13 protein-coding genes and 1 tRNA gene are annotated in these 18895 nt (G+C 37.0%); 1 reads left to right on the forward strand and 13 read right to left on the reverse strand.

Annotation, left to right across the window (positions count from 1 at the left end):
• Positions 1-8: 8 nt before the first annotated feature.
• From LB449_RS10070 to pheT, 3 genes are all read right to left on the reverse strand, one after another.
• Positions 9-731 carry a hypothetical protein gene (locus LB449_RS10070; protein WP_224454981.1) on the reverse strand — a complete coding sequence of 241 codons (723 nt, stop codon included), beginning with the start codon at positions 729-731 and terminating at the stop codon, positions 9-11.
• 108 nt (positions 732-839) lie between these two features.
• Positions 840-1271 (reverse strand): hotdog fold thioesterase, encoded by a 432-nt coding sequence (locus LB449_RS10075; RefSeq protein ID WP_224454982.1) that lies wholly within the window; start codon positions 1269-1271, stop codon positions 840-842.
• 72 nt (positions 1272-1343) lie between these two features.
• Positions 1344-3770 carry a phenylalanine--tRNA ligase subunit beta gene (pheT, locus tag LB449_RS10080; protein WP_224454983.1) on the reverse strand — a complete coding sequence of 809 codons (2427 nt, stop codon included), beginning with the start codon at positions 3768-3770 and terminating at the stop codon, positions 1344-1346.
• Between the two features lie 101 nt (positions 3771-3871).
• Between pheT and LB449_RS10085 the strand changes: the two genes are divergently transcribed.
• Positions 3872-5209, forward strand: coding sequence for a M28 family peptidase (locus tag LB449_RS10085; RefSeq protein ID WP_224454984.1), 1338 nt, complete (start codon positions 3872-3874; stop codon positions 5207-5209).
• Between the two features lie 55 nt (positions 5210-5264).
• Here LB449_RS10085 and LB449_RS10090 read toward each other — a convergent pair.
• From LB449_RS10090 to nhaC, 10 genes are all read right to left on the reverse strand, one after another.
• Positions 5265-5340, reverse strand: a tRNA-His gene (locus LB449_RS10090).
• Between the two features lie 159 nt (positions 5341-5499).
• Positions 5500-9432, reverse strand: coding sequence for an acetate--CoA ligase (gene acs, locus LB449_RS14050; RefSeq protein WP_317196217.1), 3933 nt, complete (start codon positions 9430-9432; stop codon positions 5500-5502).
• The gene (locus tag LB449_RS10105) at positions 9375-9749 is read right to left on the reverse strand and encodes a response regulator transcription factor (protein ID WP_224454985.1); all 375 of its coding nucleotides are present in this window, start codon (positions 9747-9749) and stop codon (positions 9375-9377) included. Before LB449_RS10105 ends, acs begins: the two co-directional genes overlap by 58 nt.
• Complete coding sequence (locus tag LB449_RS10110; protein WP_224454986.1) at positions 9746-12442, reverse strand: sensor histidine kinase; 2697 nt, start codon at positions 12440-12442, stop codon at positions 9746-9748. Before LB449_RS10110 ends, LB449_RS10105 begins: the two co-directional genes overlap by 4 nt.
• Positions 12443-12722: 280 nt before the next feature.
• On the reverse strand, positions 12723-14510 hold the full coding sequence (locus tag LB449_RS10120; RefSeq protein ID WP_224454988.1) for a sodium:solute symporter family protein: 1788 nt from the start codon (positions 14508-14510) through the stop codon (positions 12723-12725).
• A 6-nt stretch (positions 14511-14516) separates the two neighbouring features.
• Complete coding sequence (locus LB449_RS10125) at positions 14517-14786, reverse strand: DUF4212 domain-containing protein (RefSeq protein WP_224454989.1); 270 nt, start codon at positions 14784-14786, stop codon at positions 14517-14519.
• A gap of 2 nt (positions 14787-14788) precedes the next feature.
• Positions 14789-16003: a hypothetical protein gene (locus LB449_RS10130; protein ID WP_224454990.1), complete on the reverse strand. Its 1215-nt coding sequence runs from the start codon at positions 16001-16003 to the stop codon at positions 14789-14791.
• Positions 16004-16116: 113 nt separating this feature from the next.
• Positions 16117-16530, reverse strand: a complete 414-nt coding sequence (locus LB449_RS10135; RefSeq protein WP_224454991.1) for an IS1/IS1595 family N-terminal zinc-binding domain-containing protein — start codon at positions 16528-16530, stop codon at positions 16117-16119.
• A 148-nt stretch (positions 16531-16678) separates the two neighbouring features.
• On the reverse strand, positions 16679-17395 hold the full coding sequence (gene bshB1, locus LB449_RS10140; protein ID WP_224454992.1) for a bacillithiol biosynthesis deacetylase BshB1: 717 nt from the start codon (positions 17393-17395) through the stop codon (positions 16679-16681).
• A gap of 6 nt (positions 17396-17401) precedes the next feature.
• Entirely contained in the window at positions 17402-18874 is a 1473-nt protein-coding gene (nhaC, locus tag LB449_RS10145) for a Na+/H+ antiporter NhaC (protein WP_224454993.1), read from the reverse strand.
• Positions 18875-18895: the final 21 nt, after the last annotated feature.

Consider the following 18895-nt stretch of genomic DNA (forward strand, 5'->3'; position numbering starts at 1 on the left):
TATAAAATTTAGGCGTTATAATATTTACTTCTCCAAATAGCTGTGTTAAAGTTCTTACCCTTTGCAAATCCATAATAAAGAGCAATACCTGCAATCCACTTGAACATAAATATAAGGAGGAGAAAGTACTCTGTTCCACTATTATCTTCACTCATAAAAAAACCAGATGGAACTAGTGAAGTGCAAATTATGGCCGATAACAAAACAAAGAACATAAAGTTTTCGAAGGTTTTAAAAGGCCACATCATCAATCTACGAAATGGGCTCAAATCATTTCCCCATTTGTGGATTAAGTAATAATAATCATTACCTATCGGAGCAAAAAGCAAAGGATCATCTGCATTTTCCAACTTGAATAATTTGGAGGGTGCCATAATTTTAAAACCTTTCAGGCTAGTATCATGCTCTTCTTCCAAAGTTTTTATTTTTGAGATTGCTTCATAAGGTAATTTACCTTTAAAATATTTAGAATCTAAAAATCTCAATCTATAATTGACACAAATTTGTTCAATCTGATCAATGTGATAAATTTCACTTGATTCTAATTTATCAAAAATAAAATTGTTACTGCCTGCTGAATTTCCTGAAACTACTTTGTCTAAAATTTCATCATTTCTATCGTCAACATCTTTAAGAACCTGTTGAACTTGCTTCAAGATATCTTCGTTGGAAGTAGTCTTGAATTTTGCCTTGTTCAACTGTGTTTTAAGGTTTGTTCTTGGAAACATCATATATCTTTTTCAACATTCGGTATAAATGTAATAAGTAAGTTAAGTTCATTCAATTACTCTCTTGAAATTTAACACCTATTAAGCATTTATTCAATAAGATTAAACAAACTATTTTAATCTGATGAAATTATAGACTGCACGCCCCTCCGCTACAAGGTCTTGCTCAGGATCATCTTCCAAATAACATTTCATAGTCGCAACAAAAATTCGTGAGCCTAGCCGCAGTGTTCTACCTTCTACTATTATTGGTTTTGCATGGGCTGGTGACAGGAAATCAACCCGTATATCTATGGTTGCCATTTTATCTTTAATGGAGCTTAAGTGGGTACCTCCTACTATTCCGCCAACAGAATCCATAACCGTAGTAATGATGCCTCCATGCCATCTATTCGAACGAATGTCTCCAACCACTTCTGGTCTGAAAGGGACTTTGACCTTGACAAAATCCTTCTCGATATGAAGTAGTTTTAATCCCAAAAACTTGTGGATAGGTATAACTTCTTCTATCATTTTCTTTACAAAATCATCATTCAAATCCATCACAAATAATTTTTAAAACAGAAATCCCCAAGCTTAGTTATGCTTAGGGATTAAATATAAAGTTTAAATGACTTATCTTAAGGAGGCATTGAATTTAATTTCAAATTGATTTTGCAATTTTTTCATCACTTTATCCACTTGTTTATCTGTAAGTGTTTTCTTCTCATCCATAAATTTAAACCGAAGCGCATAACTTTTTTTCTTTTCTGGCAATTTTTCTCCTTCGTAAACATCAAATAAATCAACGCCTTTCAGGATTTTTTTATCGGTCATGAAAGCCAGTTCTTTCAGTTCATCAAAGTTTACAGATTGATCCAACAACAAAGCAAAATCCCTTTGAGTGGAGGGAAACTTAGGGATTTCTTTAATTTTAAGCTGTTTTTTTTCTAAAACCTCTAAAACATTACTCCAGTTGATATCTGCAAAAAGCACTTCTTGTTCTATGTCAAAATGCTTGAGAACATCAGTTTTCACTCTACCAAAGTCAATTATTTTTTTTGAATTTAATTTACCAGTAAGCCCCTCAGAAATTGATTTTGATTCAACCGATTGAAAGTCTAAGTTTGATAATCCGAGCTTCTCAAAAATTTTGTTCACATATCCTTTTAGTGTAAAGAAATTGGTTCTTTCTTGTGACATAGTCCAGGACTCTTTGGTTTTTGGACCTGTAATAAATAAAGATAAATGTTTAGTTTCAAAATATTCTCCTTCTATGTTTTTGTAAGTTTTTCCAAACTCAAAAAACTTTAAATCGTTTTTCTTTCTATTGATATTGTAACTCACAGATTCTAATCCTGAAAATAACATGGACTGTCTCATGACACCCAGATCGTTGCTGAGCGCATTGAGAATGTTCACATTATGTTCCTCATTCAAGTCTTCTAGCAGTTCAACGTAAGCTTTGATTGTCAAAGAATTTGACATGATTTCGTAAAATCCTTGAGAAACTAATTGTTCTGCTAGTTTATTCTGAACTTTATAATCGTCATAAATAGATGAATTCGCTACCGAAACATTGAACTTGCTGTCGGATTCAATATTGTTATAACCATATACTCTTAAAATCTCTTCAATGACATCGACTTCACGTTGAACATCAACTCTATAAGCAGGAATAGTTAATCCTAAACCACTTTCAGACACATTATTAACTTTTATATCTAGTGAGGTCAAGATGGTTTTGATCACTCCTGTGTCAATTTCCTGACCGATCAACTGGTTGATTTTATCGAAGGTTAAAAACACCTGAAAATCTTCTATCTTTTTAGGATAAAAATCGTCTATATCGCTAGATACGACACCTCCAGCTATTTCCTGAATAAGGATAACTGCTCTTTTAAGAGCGAGCTCAGTAATATTTGGATCTATTCCCCTTTCATATCGGAAAGAAGCATCAGTGTTTAATCCATGACGTTTTGCAGTTTTTCTGATACTTACAGGATTGAAGTAAGCGCTTTCCAGAAATATATCGGTTGTACTCCCTGTAACGGCAGATTCACTTCCTCCAAAAATCCCAGCCATACAAAGTGGTTTTTCAGAATCGCAGATCATTAGGTCATCTTCGTGAAGTTTTCTTTCAACTCCATCTAAAGTGATAAACTTTGTTCCCGATTTTAAGGTTTTCACTTCTATTTTATTGTTTTTGAATTTATCCAAATCAAAAGCATGCAATGGCTGACCAAGCTCATGTAAGACATAGTTGGTAGCATCAACGATATTGTTCTTGGGATTTATTCCAATAGCTTTAAGTCTGTTTTTTAACCAGTCTGGCGAGTCTTTAACCTCCAAACCAGAAATACTTACTCCACAGTATCTAGGTGCTAACTCAGGCTTTTCGACAGAAATTGACACCCTCATACTTCTATTATCAACATGAAAGCTACTCACAGAAGGAGTATCAATCGGAATATTGATTTCATTTTGTATTAATCCTGCTCTCAAATCTCTGGCGACTCCCCAGTGACTCATTGCATCTGCCCGGTTAGGTGTAAGTCCTATTTCAAATACCTGATCTTTTTCAACTGAAAATACTTGATTAAGAGGAGTCCCTGGTATAAGATTTTCACCCAAAACCATGATTCCATCATGGCTTTTCCCCAGACCAATCTCATCTTCGGCACAGATCATACCTTCGCTAACTTCTCCTCTAATTTTTCCTTTTTTAATAGGCCATGGCTGCCCTTTCTCATCATAAAGCATCGTACCAATTGTAGCCACCGGAACATTTTGTCCTACTGCAACATTAGGGGCTCCACAAACGATAGAAAGTAATTGGTCCTGACCTACATTTACTTTGGTAAGATTTAAACGATCTGCATTGGGATGTGGCTCGCAAGATTCGACGTATCCAACAACAACACCTTCAAGACCTCCTTTTATAGATACAAAATCTGCAATGCCTTCAACTTCTAGTCCTAAATCAGTGAGTAAAACTTCGGTTTCTTGCGCAGTCCATTTTGTTTTTAGAAATTGCTTCAACCAGTTATAAGAAATCTTCATAATATTTATCTATAGAAGGCGCAAATATAACAAACCCACTTAGCTCTTAAAATTTTTATTCCTCTAAAATTATAGTAAATTACCCGCAAAAATATAATTATATGAAAACTATACTTACAATTGCCTTCTTAACTATGACTAATGTTTTTTATGGTCAGGTAGATACTAGAATTTATGATATCGTTGATAAGGTATCTGCAGAAAAACTTGAATACTATATTCAAAATCTGGTTGATTTTGGAACTAGAAATACCTTTAGTGAAACTGAAAGTGATACACGAGGAATTGGGGCTGCTCGACGCTGGATCAAGGGCGAATTTGAAACTATCTCTTCTTCCTGTAATGATTGCCTGGATGTTTTTTTTCAAGGAGAAACTGTCACACCAGAAGATGGAAATAGAATACCAAAAGCTGCAGAAGTTCTGAATGTTGTTGCGGTACAGAAAGGAAAAAAATATCCAAATTCTTATGTCATTATGAGTGGAGATATAGATTCCAGAGCTTCAGATACTCAGGATTTCACAACAGATGCACCGGGAGCCAACGATAATGCGACAGGAATGGCAGGTGCTATGGAAGCTGCCAGAGTTCTTTCTCAATATGAATTTGATCATAGTATTGTTTATGTAGGATTGAGCGGTGAAGAACAAGGCTTATATGGTGGTCAATTTTTAGCTAAATATGCCAAGGAGAACGATTGGAACATCATTGGCATTATCAATAACGACATGATCGGAAATATTGAAGGGGTCGACGGTGTAATAGATAATAGAACCTTTAGAATTTTCAGTGAAGCTCATAATCCTACAGAAACTGACAGAGAGCGACAAATGAAGCGTTTTTACGGAGGTGAAGTGGATGGCGCTTCTAGACAATTGGCGAGATATGTTTACGAGACCACTAAGACCTACATGCCAGAGATGAATCCTATGATGATATATCGTTTGGACCGTTTTGGCCGAGGAGGACACCACAAGCCCTTCAATGATTTGGGTTTTCCTGGCATCAGAATCATGGAAGCTCACGAAAATTACACTCAGCAGCACCAAGACGTGAGAGTTGAAGATGGAGTTGCTTACGGTGACGTCATAGAACATGTTAATTTTAACTATGTTAAAAAATTGACGGCTGTCAATGCTATTAACATGGCAAATTTAGCCTGGGCTCCTCCTGCACCAACTGAAGTTGAGATTGGGGGAATTGTAGAACCTTCAGTAAGGTTAAAATGGAAACAACAAAATCCGGAAGATGTTAAAGGTTATAAGGTGTATTGGAGATCTACAACTTCTCCAACCTGGGACCATTTCAGATATGTGGAGAACACAAATGAAATCACACTGGAAGGCATCGTTATAGATAATTTTTTCTTCGGAATTTCTTCAGTTGGAAAAAACGGTCACGAGAGTGTAGTTGTATTTCCTTCAGGAATATTGAGGTAGAACTATTTAAATAAACTAAAAAAGGTCTTATCCAAATGGATAAGACCTTTTTTTTGGGTGGAAGATGGGGCTCGAACCCACGACCCCTGGTACCACAAACCAGTGCTCTAACCAGCTGAGCTACATCCACCAGTTGTCCTTTAAGACTTTGCAAATTTAATATAATATTACATTCTACAAAACGATTTTGATAAATAAGAAAAAAAATAAAAAATGAGATTCATAACCTGTTCAACTTCTTAGCTTTACAAAGCTATAAATCTCATCTCTTAAGTATCACTAATAACTATTTATTTTTCATCTAAAAAAGGCTGAACTTTCTCTTTAATTTCTTCTACAATACTAGGATCTAGCAAAGTAGATACATCACCAATTTGATAGCCTTCATTTGAGGATATTTTTCTCATAATTCTACGCATTATTTTTCCACTTCGTGTTTTTGGCAAACCTGATACAAAGTGAATACGATCCAACTTGGCAATAGGTCCAATTTTACTCGCAATCAATTGGTTGATCTCTTTACTCAGGTTTTCTTTAACTCTAGATTCACCTTCGTTTTTCAGAATTACAAAGCCGGCAAGCGCATTTCCTTTTACATTATGAGGGAAACCTATGATTGCAGATTCTGCCACGGCTGGGTGTTCATTTATGGCATCTTCAATTGGTGCCGTTCCAAGATTATGACCAGAAACAATAATGACATCATCTACTCTACCCGTTATTCTGTAGTAACCCACCTCATCTCTTAAAGCACCATCACCAGTAAAGTACACGTTTTCGAACGCTGAATAATATGTCTCTTTGTACCGTTTATGATTTCCATAAACCGTCCTGGCCATACTCGGCCATGGGTGTTTGATACAAAGTTTTCCTGAAACTGAATTGCCCTCAATTTCATTTCCTTTATCATCCATCAAAGAAGGCTGAATTCCAGGTAATGGAAGTGTTGCATAAGTAGGTTTTGTAGGCGTTACAAACGGAATGGGAGAAATCATGATTCCACCAGTTTCCGTTTGCCACCAAGTATCTACAATAGGGCATTTTTTCTTTCCAATATTTTCGTTATACCAGTTCCAGGCTTCTTCATTAATGGGTTCTCCAACACTTCCAAGAACTTTCAAGGAAGATAAATCGTACTTGTTGACGAACTCTATATCCTGTTTAGCCAAAGCCCTAATCGCAGTTGGTGCTGTATAAAATTGATTTACTTTATACTTTTCAACAATATCCCAAAATCTTCCAAAATCTGGGTAAGAGGGAACACCTTCAAACATCAATGTGGTAGCACCATTCAAAAGTGGTCCGTAGACAATGTAAGAATGTCCGGTAATCCAGCCAATATCAGCAGTACACCAATACACGTCATTCTCCTGATATTGAAATACATTTTTAAATGAGAATGCGGTATACACCATATAGCCAGCGGTAGTATGCACCATACCCTTTGGTGTTCCCGTGGAACCAGAAGTGTACAGAATGAAAAGCATATCTTCAGCGTCCATGATTTCGGCTTCGCATTTATCGTCGACTTGTTTTAATTCTTCATGTAGCCATACATCACGACCTTTTACCATCTCAATTTTTGAAAAGGTTCGTTTAGCCACCAAAACACATTCTACTGAAGGTGTATTTTCTAGAGCTTCATTCACAATACCTTTTAAATCAATGCTTTTGGCACCTCTATAAGATCCGTCCGAAGTAATGACCATTTTACAATCAGAATCGTTAATTCTTGAAGACAGGGCTGAAGCAGAAAATCCTGCAAAAACTACAGAATGTACAGCTCCTATTCTTGCACAAGCTAAAGTAGCAATGGCCAATTCTGGAATCATTGGAAGGTAAATACAAACCCGATCTCCTTTTTGGATTCCATTTTTCTTCAAAACATTCGCCATTTTGTTGACGCGTTTTGATAAGTCGTTATAACTTATATGTAGCGCTTTTTCCTGAGGATTATTAGGTTCCCAAATAATAGCAGTCTTGTTCCCTCTGGTTTTCAGATGCCTGTCTACAGCATTTTCAGTGATATTAAGCTGAGCGCCTTCAAACCAGCTAACCTCAGCTTTTTCAGGGTCCCATTTCAAAACTGAATTCCATTTTCGCTTCCACTCAAAATTACGTTCTGCGATGGTAGCCCAGAAATTCTCTGGATCATTTTGAGAAATTCTGTAGACATCCATATACTTGGCAAGCGAATCAATGTTATAATAACTCTTGGTCAGTGCTTTTAAAGACTGAGTCACTTGATCTTTGTTTTTACTAAAAGCTCCGATTCTCTCATGACTAAAGGTTTCAATAATCTCACTAATGACCATGGGGTCTTCAATAGTGGAAGGAAGTTTATAAGGCTGTCCTGCAACCAGTTTCCTTAAAGTCCTTCTTAAAGTTTTACCACTTCTAGTTTTAGGTAGACGTTTAACAATGACCACATTTTTTAAAGCCGCAATAGCTCCGATTTTATCTCTTACCAACTGAATTATTTCAGTCTGCATTTTATAAGATTCGTAGCCTTCTTCACCTGTTTTTGGGACAACAATAGCTAATGGAATTTCTCCTTTCAGCTCGTCCTGCAATCCAACTACGGCGCATTCTGCAACGGATGGATGTTGAGAAACTACCTCCTCCAGAGCAGCTGTAGAAAGCCGATGACCGGAAACATTAATGACGTCATCTATTCTACCGGTGATATAGACATACCCCTCTTCGTCAATATAGCCACCATCGCCGGAAAAGTAGAACCCTGGAAATTTACTTAAGTATCCGTTTTTATAGCGCTCGTGGTTATTCCATAGCGTTTGCATAAAACCTGGAGGAAGCGGCAACCTTGAGCAAATATAACCTTCAGTATTTGCTGGCAACATTTCACCATCTTCAGAAAGAATTGCCAGATCGTATCCAGGAACAGCCTTTCCTGCAGAACCAGGTTTAACCGGCTGAGGATCTAGTCCCATATAATTGGCTACAATAGACCAACCCGATTCGGTCTGCCACCAATGGTCGATGACAGGGATTTTTAAGTGATCTTCGGCCCATTTTAATGTCGTTTCATCACAACGCTCACCGGCCAGAAACTGATATTTCAAAGAAGAGATATCATGTTTTTTTATGAATTCACCATTGGGGTCTTCCTTTTTGATGGCTCTGAAGGCCGTTGGAGCAGTGAACATCACATTCACTTTATGATCTTCTATAACTCTCCAGAAAGCTCCCGCATCTGGAGTTTTGATAGGCTTTCCTTCATAAATTATGGTGGTATTCCGATGAATCATAGGAGCGTAAACGATATAGCTATGGCCAACTACCCAACCAACATCAGATGCTGCCCAGAATACATCTCCGGGTTGTGTTCCGTAGATATTCTTCATGGAATATTTCAGTCCGACAGCATATCCCCCTGTATCTCTTACCACTCCTTTAGGTGACCCTGTGGTACCGGAAGTATAAAGTATATAGGAAGGATCTTTAGATTTTAAAGCGATTGCTTCTGCTGGTTTGGCTTTTTCCAGCAATTCTGAATAATCGATATCATAGGATTTCTCCTCAAATTCTACCCCAAGCTTTCTATTGAAAACTACAACTTTTTCAACCTTATGTTTAGCTTTTTCAATAGCCTCGTCCACCATGGGTTTGTAAGCTATAAGCCGATCGACTTCAATTCCTGAGGTTGCTGTAATAATTACTTTTGGTTTGGCATCGTCTATTCTCATGGCCAATTCATCTGGAGCAAAACCTCCAAAAACTACTGAATGAATAGCGCCGATCCTCGCACAAGCCAACATGCTGAACACAGAATGAGAAATCATAGGCATATAAATAATGACCCGATCCCCTTTTTCTACACCCAACTCTTTAAGGCCTCCAGCTAGTTTGGAAACCTTTTCCAAAACCTCATTATAGGTATATTTCACTTGCTTTTGCCTCACAGCTGAATCATAAACAAGAGCTAGTTCATCTCCGTATCCATCCTCAATGTGTTTGTCTAAACACAAATAGCTCAAATTGGTTTCACCATCAGGAAACCAGTGATAAATACCTTCAGATGTTTGCTCCAAAGCTTTGGTCGGTGCTTTGAACCATTTGATTGCTTTTGACTCTTCCATCCAGAATTCCTCTGGCTTCTCAATACTTTTTTGATAAACTTCTTTATAATTCATAACCGTGGATTTTAATTTTTTGGGGTTAGTAACTCGTTTACTGTACTTAAAATTTTTTTCATTGAAAATGGCTTTTTTATATACTCCTTCGCACCAAGATTAAGCCCTTTTTGCACATCACTTTGCTTGTGCTTGGCACTTATGATTATGGTTTGAGTAGTATCTTTTAGGGTATCATGACTTTTCAAAAATTCTAAAACTTCATAACCATCAACTTTTGGCATCATAATGTCCAGGACTACTAAATCTGGTTTGAGCTTTTCTGCGAGATCAATCGCTTCTTCGCCATCTCTGGCAATATAGATGTCATAATTATTTTTTCTTAAACTGTACTCCAGGGCCATAATAATATTAGGCTCATCATCTACGAGTAAAATCTTTTTCATGGTCTACATTTTGGTAAATTCACAATAAGTTCTGCACCAGTTTCAACATTTGGATTTGCATAAATCACTCCTCTATGCATTTCTACAATTTGTTTACAAATCGCCAGTCCAAAACCACTGCCTTGAAGTTTTTTGAAGGTTTGGTTCTTGGATTGATAGAATTTTTTAAAAATCAAGTGGAGGTCCTCTTCCGGAATTCCTTTTCCATTGTCTTTAAGTTTGAAAATAACTTCTTCTGAATTTGCTTCAAGAAACACTTCTATTTTGCCGTTGTCTTCTGGAACAAATTTTAATGAGTTTGAGAATAAATTTGTGAAAACTTGAAGCATTTTGCTATAATCAAATTCAATCATGATAGAAGATGAAGAGTGAAAACCCACCTCAATACTCTTTCTCTCGGCTATGCTACTTATGCCGTTGATTGCATCCTCAATACATCCGTTTAAGCTTTGAAGCTGAAGATTTAATTCATCTCTTCCTGAAGCCATTTTCTCCAAGTCTAAAATATCGTTGATTAGGATAGTCAATCGTTCTGTGTCCTGAATAATATTATTTAAAAATTTATGCTGAAGTTCTTCCGGCATATCATTGCCATCCGATAAGACCTCAGAACTTGCTTTGATCGACGTTATTGGAGTCTTAAGCTCATGAGCAACAGTATCCAGAAAATCATCTTTCAATTGATCTTGAATTCTCAACTCTTCATTGGCAGATTTTAGTTCTGAAGTGAGTTTAATCAACTTTTGAGATTGTTCTTCCAGCGACTTGTTGACGGAAATAGTTTCTTTATTTTCTTCCAAAATCTTAAGAACTTCAACAAGAGATACCGGTTTTTCTTTTGCGACATTGGAAATTAAAATTTTTGCTGAAGCACTTCCCACGGCTCCTGTAAGCAAGCGTTCGGAAAAATTGATGAATCGGGCATCTGCCAATTTTTCTTCCGAATTGACGGCATATCGTTTTCTGAAAACTCTCAAAGCCTTGTCTGCTTTAGCTTGGCCTAAAAAACGAACCAGTATATTCTGAATATCCTTAACGTAAGCCTCACCTTTCCAGACGTATGCATTTTCTTTCAGTTCAACTACTTTTTCACTGTTTACGAACATTTCACCATAATTGCGCTCCCGGTAATTTCCTTTTTTAATGACCGATAGAATCAAATAAGCACCCGTATTAACCAATAAACTCCAGTATAACGCATGATTAACAGGATTTAAAAGGTCAATTCCAAAAAGTGCATAAGGCTTCAGTGATTCTATTCCCAAAAATCCTTCATCCACAAATTGATGATAACCTGTAACATATTCAGTAATAAAAGGAAGAAGATAGGTGAATATGATAAGGATCAATCCAAGAATAATTCCCACTTTAGAACCTAAAGCCGAGCCTCTATTCCAAAACATACCTATAAAAAAACTGGGAGCCAACTGCACGATAATCAAAAAGGAAATAAGCCCAATAGAGAACAATGAAACCTTGGGATCGAAAAGCGCATAAAGTAAATAAGCAAGGATAATAGAACTGAAAACACAAAGTCGTCTTATGTTTTTAATGGTCTTTTCGTTTTTGAACGATTTGCTTCGGGTTAAGTTTTTTATAAATCCATAAGGAATGATAAGGTTATTGCTCAACATGGTAGACAGAGCTACTGTGGAAACAACGACCATGGAAATCACTGCTGAAAGACCTCCTAGAAACACTAAGATAGCTAACCAATGGTCTCCGAAATGCAACGGAATAAGAAGTGTGAAGTAATCGGCATTGGCTTGTTCTCCCAAAACCAGTAATCCTCCCCAGGCAATGAAAATGACAAATACATTGAATAAAAAAAGGTAAAACGGAAACAACCAGATCGAAGTTTTAAGCTGTTTCCTGTTGGTAAATTCGACCACAGAAGTTTGAAACTGACGCGGCAGCAAGAAAATAGCTAAAAAAGAAAGGACAATGCTGAAATACCAATTGATACCACCACTCAAACCGTTAATGGTGCTCAACTGATTCAAATCTAAACCAAGACTTGCTTTTTGGTATATATCTGTAGTCCCATCAAACACATAGTAAGTGACGTAAACACCAACAATAAGAAAAAAAGTCAATTTCAAAACAGATTCAAACGCTACTGAAAACATGACACCCGTTCTATTTTTGGAAGCATCCAAAGCTAAAGTTCCAAAGAATGACGCGAAAATGGCCAGAATTAAAGCAATATAAAAGGTAGAATCCGTCATCACCGACGACCCTTCAATTCCAAGTGTAGAAGTAGAAACAATCTCAAAAGTTTCAGAAATCGCTTTGAGCTGGAGGGAGATATAAGGAATAATACTCGCTGCACAAACCAAAGTAACCAAAGCTCCAAGCGATCTACTGTTCCCATATCTAAGCGAAATAAAATCAGCAATACTGGAAATGTTATACACTTTGGAAAGTTGAATGATTTTCTTCAGTAAAACAATCCATAAAGGAGCAGCAATGATAGGTCCAAGATAAATGGTAAGGAACTCAACTCCAGATTTTGCAGCCATGCCCACACTACCATAATAAGTCCAAGCCGAGCAGTATACGGCCAGGGAAAGCGCATAAACGATGGGGTGTGACACCAGTTTTGAACCTTTATTTTTTTCAGCAAAAAGAGCAATGAGAAATAGTATTCCCAAATAAACAAAAATGAGTGCTATGAGAGCGGTTTTACTCATTGATCTGTATATTTTTTTAAAATGAAAAAAGAAATAAAAATACTAGCCAACCATATGGTGAAAACACAGAAATAAAACAAAGGGAAACCCAATACTGAAGTCAGCCGGTTAAAAGCAAACACTAAAGGAATATTGAAAAGTAAAATCAAGCCGAAGCTTAAAAAAACAAGTTTTTGTTGATGTCTTTTTTTCATTCGTATAAAAATAAATTTTTAATTTAAATAAAATTCTCAAGAGCATGCATGGCTAATCACAGACTCTTGAGAATAAATATATACTATTAATGTCCTGAAGCTTCTTTTGCTCCACTAGGAATTCTCACGTTTTCTACCATCTCCTGAACATCTGCCGGAGGTGGTGCAGTAAACTTGCTGATGACAATAGATACTATAAAGTTGAAAATCATAGCCACCGTACCAAAGCCCTCTGGTGAAATTCCAAACCACCAATCTTCTTTAGTACCACCTCCAAAGAAATCAAATTTAAATTTCAACATATAAAATAACATGAGTGAAATTCCAACGATCATACCGGCAACTGCACCTTCTTTATTCATACGCTTATAAAAAATGCCCAAGATAATAGCAGGAAAGAAAGATGCAGCAGCCAGACCAAATGCGAGCGCTACAACGGCAGCAACAAATCCTGGGGGATTAATTCCAAAATATCCTGCAATCACAACAGCTCCTGTTGCAGAAAGACGAGCAGCAATTAATTCTCCTTTTTCAGATATTTTGGGGTATACCATTTTTTTAATTAAATCGTGAGATACAGAAGATGAAATTACCAACAAAAGACCTGCAGCAGTGGACAATGCAGCCGCAAGACAGCCTGCAGCAACCAAGGCAAAAACCCAGTTGGGAAGATCTGCAATCTCTGGATTGGCCATCACCATAATATCATTATCGACATATAACTCATTTTTATTTTCTGAAGGATTTGTAACTAAACGTTGTCCGCTTTCTCCTCTTTTAGAATCTTGAAATGCAGGTATTCCTGTTAAAGCATCTCCTCCTTCTTTGGCTTTGCCTAAATATTGAATCTTTCCATCAGCATTTTTATCTGTCCAAGCCAATAAACCTAAATCCTCCCAGGTCGTAAACCATTCAGGCATTTCAGCATAATCCTTTTGATTGACAGTTTCAATTAAATTCAATTTACCAAAAGAAGCAACCGCTGGAGCTGTGATGTAAAGAATACCAATAAATAACAAGGCATATCCAGCAGACTTTCGCGCGTCCTTCACTCTTTTAACAGTAAAGAATCTCACAATAACATGAGGTAATCCAGCTGTTCCTACCATCAATGCAAGAGTGATTGCTAAAACATCAATCATGCTTTTTGATCCTTCGGTATATTCATTAAAACCCAATTCCTTGCTTAAACCATCTAATTTGTCCAGCATATAGGTGTCGGGTTGACTTGCGAGTGTATCACCCATACCAAACATTGGAATAGGATTTCCTGTAGCTTGGAAAGAAATGAAAATTGCAGGAACTAGAAAAGCAAAAATCAGCACACAATATTGTGCAACTTGGGTATAAGTGATTCCTTTCATTCCGCCTAGAACTGCGTAAAATAAAACTATTACCATACCGATGATTACACCGGTTTCAATCTCAACTTCTAGAAATCTTGAAAAGACAACTCCAACACCTCGCATTTGACCAGCAATGTAAGTGAAGGAAACGATTAGGGCACAGAATACGGCCACAAAGCGAGCAGTCTTGGAATAATACCGGTCTCCAATAAAATCTGGAACAGTAAATTTTCCAAATTTCCTTAAGTAAGGCGCAAGTAACAAAGCTAATAATACAAAACCGCCTGTCCAGCCCATCAAGAATACTGAACCGTCGTAGCCCATGAACGAAATAATACCTGCCATGGATATAAATGAAGCTGCAGACATCCAGTCGGCTGCCGTTGCCATACCGTTGGCTAAGGGAGACACGCCGCCACCTGCAACATAAAATTCTTTTGTTGAACCGGCCCGGCTCCAAATCGCTATTCCAATGTAAATAGCGAACGAAACGCCGACGAAAATATAAGTTAGTGTTTGAGCATCCATAGTTTTTTATTTATCGAATCCGTATTTTTTATCTAATTTGTTCATTAACCTCACGTAGACGAAAATCAAAATGATGAATACGTAGATGGAGCCTTGTTGTGCAAACCAAAAGCCTAGTTTAAAGCCACCAATTTGAAACTGGTCTAACCAGTCTTTAAAAAGTATGCCTGCTCCATAGGATACAATAAACCATATGGGGAGAAGAATAGCAAGATACTTCAGGTTCTCTTTCCAGTAGGCGGTAGCGTGTTTCTGTTTTTTGTTGTTTGTTTCCATAATTATAAGTATATCATTGCTTGAAGATTTATTCTATTAAAAGTTTGATTTAAGAATCTTTCGTTTTGAAATTCTAGTGTAAGTTTTGAATTATGGCCGTTTAAAAATGCGTTGATTCCCAACCCAAAAATTGTTCTATCCTGATTTGAAGCATCTATGAAAGTGTGATTATAGGATGTGTAAGGCTGAAATCTTACCGGCTTAGAGCCGGGTAACAAATAACCAACATGACCGTAAAGCATATCCCCAGAAGCGTAAGGACCAAAAAGATAGTTTGTACCATAATCATTGGATTGGTAAATAGCGTAGCCAGTTATTGCTGAACCATTATTACCCACGGGAGCATCGTAAAATGCATCTACGGCAAAAAGATTGACATTCTCGCCAACAGGTTGATCGCTCTGAAGCATTACAGCTCCATTAGGATGATGAAAAAAACCAGCACCCACATTAAAAATACGCTGTGTACCCATGTAGGTGCCTACTTTGTAAGGAAGAAAATTACTTTCTAAGTTAAAGAAGTTGTATGCAAAATATCCAGTATACGTTTTTCCAGCCTCAGCTGTTCCAAGTAGATTGGCTCCCTGATATGAAGCGCTAATGTCTGATAGTGGTCTTGAATCAAGACCATTGACAATTGCCTCATTAACAGCTACATTATATTGAAGTTTACCAAAGTTACCCTTGGCAAACACACCTATATGCCTTGCAAATTGATCTGTTAAGCCCAAAGTTGCCCAGGATGCCCTATTATTGTCCAAGGTCATCAAGTTAAGGGTTCCTTGGGAATTTGATCTTGACAATCCATTCCAATAATGAAGGCCTCCTCCTATTACGTGTTGTTCTGAAACGTTATATTGAGCCCAAGCATCATGCATAAACGCCTGAGGAGTTCCTTCAGAACCAACAGGCTCCATGTTCGAGGAGTTCAAGCTATTGATTCCTATATGAGTTAAAACCAAAAAATCCTTAGTAATTTGTCCATAAACAAGAAGTCTTGCGCGTCTCAATTGAAAAGAAATAGCAGCCTGATCCTCTGCACGTGAATCTGAGTAATTGGCTTGAGTCTGGACCCAGGTTAAAATCCTTACGTATTTATTGTCGTTGTCATCAAATTTTATTTTGAAACCACCTTTGTAATAGGGTGAACCCTGAGAAATAGCATTATGACTAAATAAAGCAGCAAACACTAATAAAAATGCAATATTATATTTCATTACCTAACAAGTTTTCAATTTATTATAGCATTCTTTGCTAATAACTTGTTACGAACTTCAAATAATTTGTTTGTTAAATAAAATTAAATATATATTTAAGTTAATCTATATATTTATTCTTTAAACCGCTCCCATTTAATCATCATAAACTTATCCCCAAGTTCGGTTACAATCATACCAGAACCTTTGGTGTTTTCTGAAGAAGAAAAGAATTGCTCAAGCTCAGTCTGGTTTAATATCTTATAAGTAGGATGAAACCCTGTATTTTGAACTTTATGAATATTGTATTTTCTCACCCAATTCATTACACTAACGTGAGAGACTCCCAAAATTCTTTCAATTTCACGATAAGTCAACCCTTCTAAATAAAGCTGAAGAGCCTTAGTGACATAGTATTGATCAATTTTTTTTCCTAATTTATTAACAGTGAAAAAGTAATTACAAGACTTGCATTTATAGCGTTGACGACTATTTATAACACCGCTTTTTACGATTTTATCAGATTGACATTGAGGACAAAAATTCATATATATTAAATTTGCATAAATATATTAATTTAGCAACATAATTTTTCACTCCCAGTTGAATAATTTATGGTTTAGATTTTTTCATCAAAAAACCCTGTCTCGATGTTTCGGGACAGGGTAATGTTTCTAAATTCTATTTAATATTTTATTAAACTAAATCAAAAATAGAGTCAACAGCCGGGTAGCGCTCAACAGTATAACCCTCTGCATGCTCGGTGCCAATAATCCGGCCAAGGTTTCTGGCTCGGTAAGTGATGCTGTCAAAAAAGTTTGAACTAGAGATAGGAGTTTGAGGTTCTTTACTTTTGGTATCGTGAAACTGAGTTTTATAAGCTTTTACACATTTTAATTTCTTCTCCATAAAACCAGAAATGTCTACGACTATATCAGGCTCTATGTCATACCATTGTATGTAGTGATAAATATGTTTCGGTCTCCATTCCTTTTGAGAATTACCTTCGTAAATAGTTTCTATTTTTTTCAAACCACTTAAAAAGCAAGCATCGCTTACCAATTGACTTCCTTTGCCATGATCGATATGCCTATCATGTATCGCATTACATAAAATAACATCAGGTCTGTATTTTCTTAGTATTTTAATAATTTCTAGTTGATGAGCTGTGTTGTTAGTGAAAAACCCATCGCTAAACTCGAGATTTTTTCTCATACTTACTCCAAGAATTTCAGCAGCATTTTTAGCTTCTTCATCGCGAGTTTCGGCTGTTCCCCGGGTCCCTAATTCACCGCGAGTTAAATCCAGAATCCCCACTTTTTTTCCTTTACTGATTTCTTTCGCTAAAGTCCCCGAGCAACTTAATTCTACATCATCTGGGTGGGCTCCAATAGCCAATATATCTAATTTCATACTGTATTATTTTTGAGTCAGTTGTCTTATTTTAATATTAAATGCAGCGAAGAATAAGGTTACAAACGGACTTAGGTAATTAAAAATCGCGTAAAAGAAATAATCCACTACTGGCACTCCCAAAACGCCACTGTGGTAAGCACCACAAGTATTCCATGGAATAAGCACGGATGTGACTGTACCCGAGTCTTCAAGGGTTCTGCTCAAGTTTTCTGGTGCCAGGCCTTTTTTCTCGTAAGCTTTAGCAAACATTTTCCCTGGCACTACAATCGCGAGATATTGATCTGATGCTGTAAGGTTTAATGCTAAACAGCTCGTCACTGTACTAAAGAAAAGCCCGAAGGTAGACGTAAATAAATTCAACAACGCTTCACTTATTCTTTCCAGAGCTCCGATAGCATCCATAATACCTCCAAAAACCATAGCACAGATAATCAACCAAATTGTTCCTAACATACCATACATTCCTCCTGCTGAAAATAGGCCTTGTAAAACTAAATTGTCGGTAGGAATTGTGATATTTACAGTAATAGCGTCAATTATACCACGGTAAGCGGTTTCAAAAGTTAACACCTCTCCTCCTCCAATCATTTTGACCAAATCTGGCTGAAAGATTAAAGCGGCCAAAGCCGCTAGAAGGGTACCTAAAAGTAACGCAATAAGTGGAGGTGTTTTTTTAATAATCAAAGCAATAACCAAAACTGGAACGACAAATAACCAACCTGAGACATTAAAAGAAGATTCTATGCTATTCAAAATCTCTGTGGGATTGGTTTGACCTGTCGTGTCTAGATTCAAACCAATAATGATAAACACAACCAAAGTAATTATAATGGTAGGAACTGTAGTAATCGTCATGTACCGAATATGAGTAAACAAATCTGTTCCTGCCATAGCTGGCGCTAAATTTGTAGTATCGCTCATCGGAGACAATTTATCCCCAAAATAACCTCCAGATAAAACAGCACCTGCCGTCATTGCTACAGAAACACCGAGGGCTTCCGCAATACCTATTAAAGCAATGCCAACAGTGGCAGAAGTCGTCCAACTACTGCCTGTTGCAACAGAAATGACAGAACAAATGATAACACAAGCAGCCAGAAATATGGTGGGATTCAAGATTTGAAGTCCATAATAAATCATGGTCGGTATGATACCACTCAGGAGCCATGTTCCAGCTAAAGCACCTACCATCAATAGAATTAAGATGGGCTCGGTTGTGGACTTGATATTTTTGGCCACATCTTCGATCATGGCTTCAAACTTTGCGCCTTTTGAAGCCCCAACAATCGCCGCAACTGCTGCTCCCAGCAATAGAATAAATTGATTGGATCCTGCAAGTGCATCATCACCATAAATAAATACGTTGTATGCTAACATGGCAATGAGAGCAAGAACCGGGATTAAAGCTTGCCAAATACTGAGTCTTATTTTGGTGTTGGATGTGTCTTCTTCAGGTGCAGTTGAGGGTTCACTCATGTCAAAGGTTTAAAATCGACG

The organism is Psychroflexus lacisalsi (genome assembly GCF_020164495.1).
Classification (GTDB): Bacteria; Bacteroidota; Bacteroidia; order Flavobacteriales; family Flavobacteriaceae; genus Psychroflexus; species Psychroflexus lacisalsi.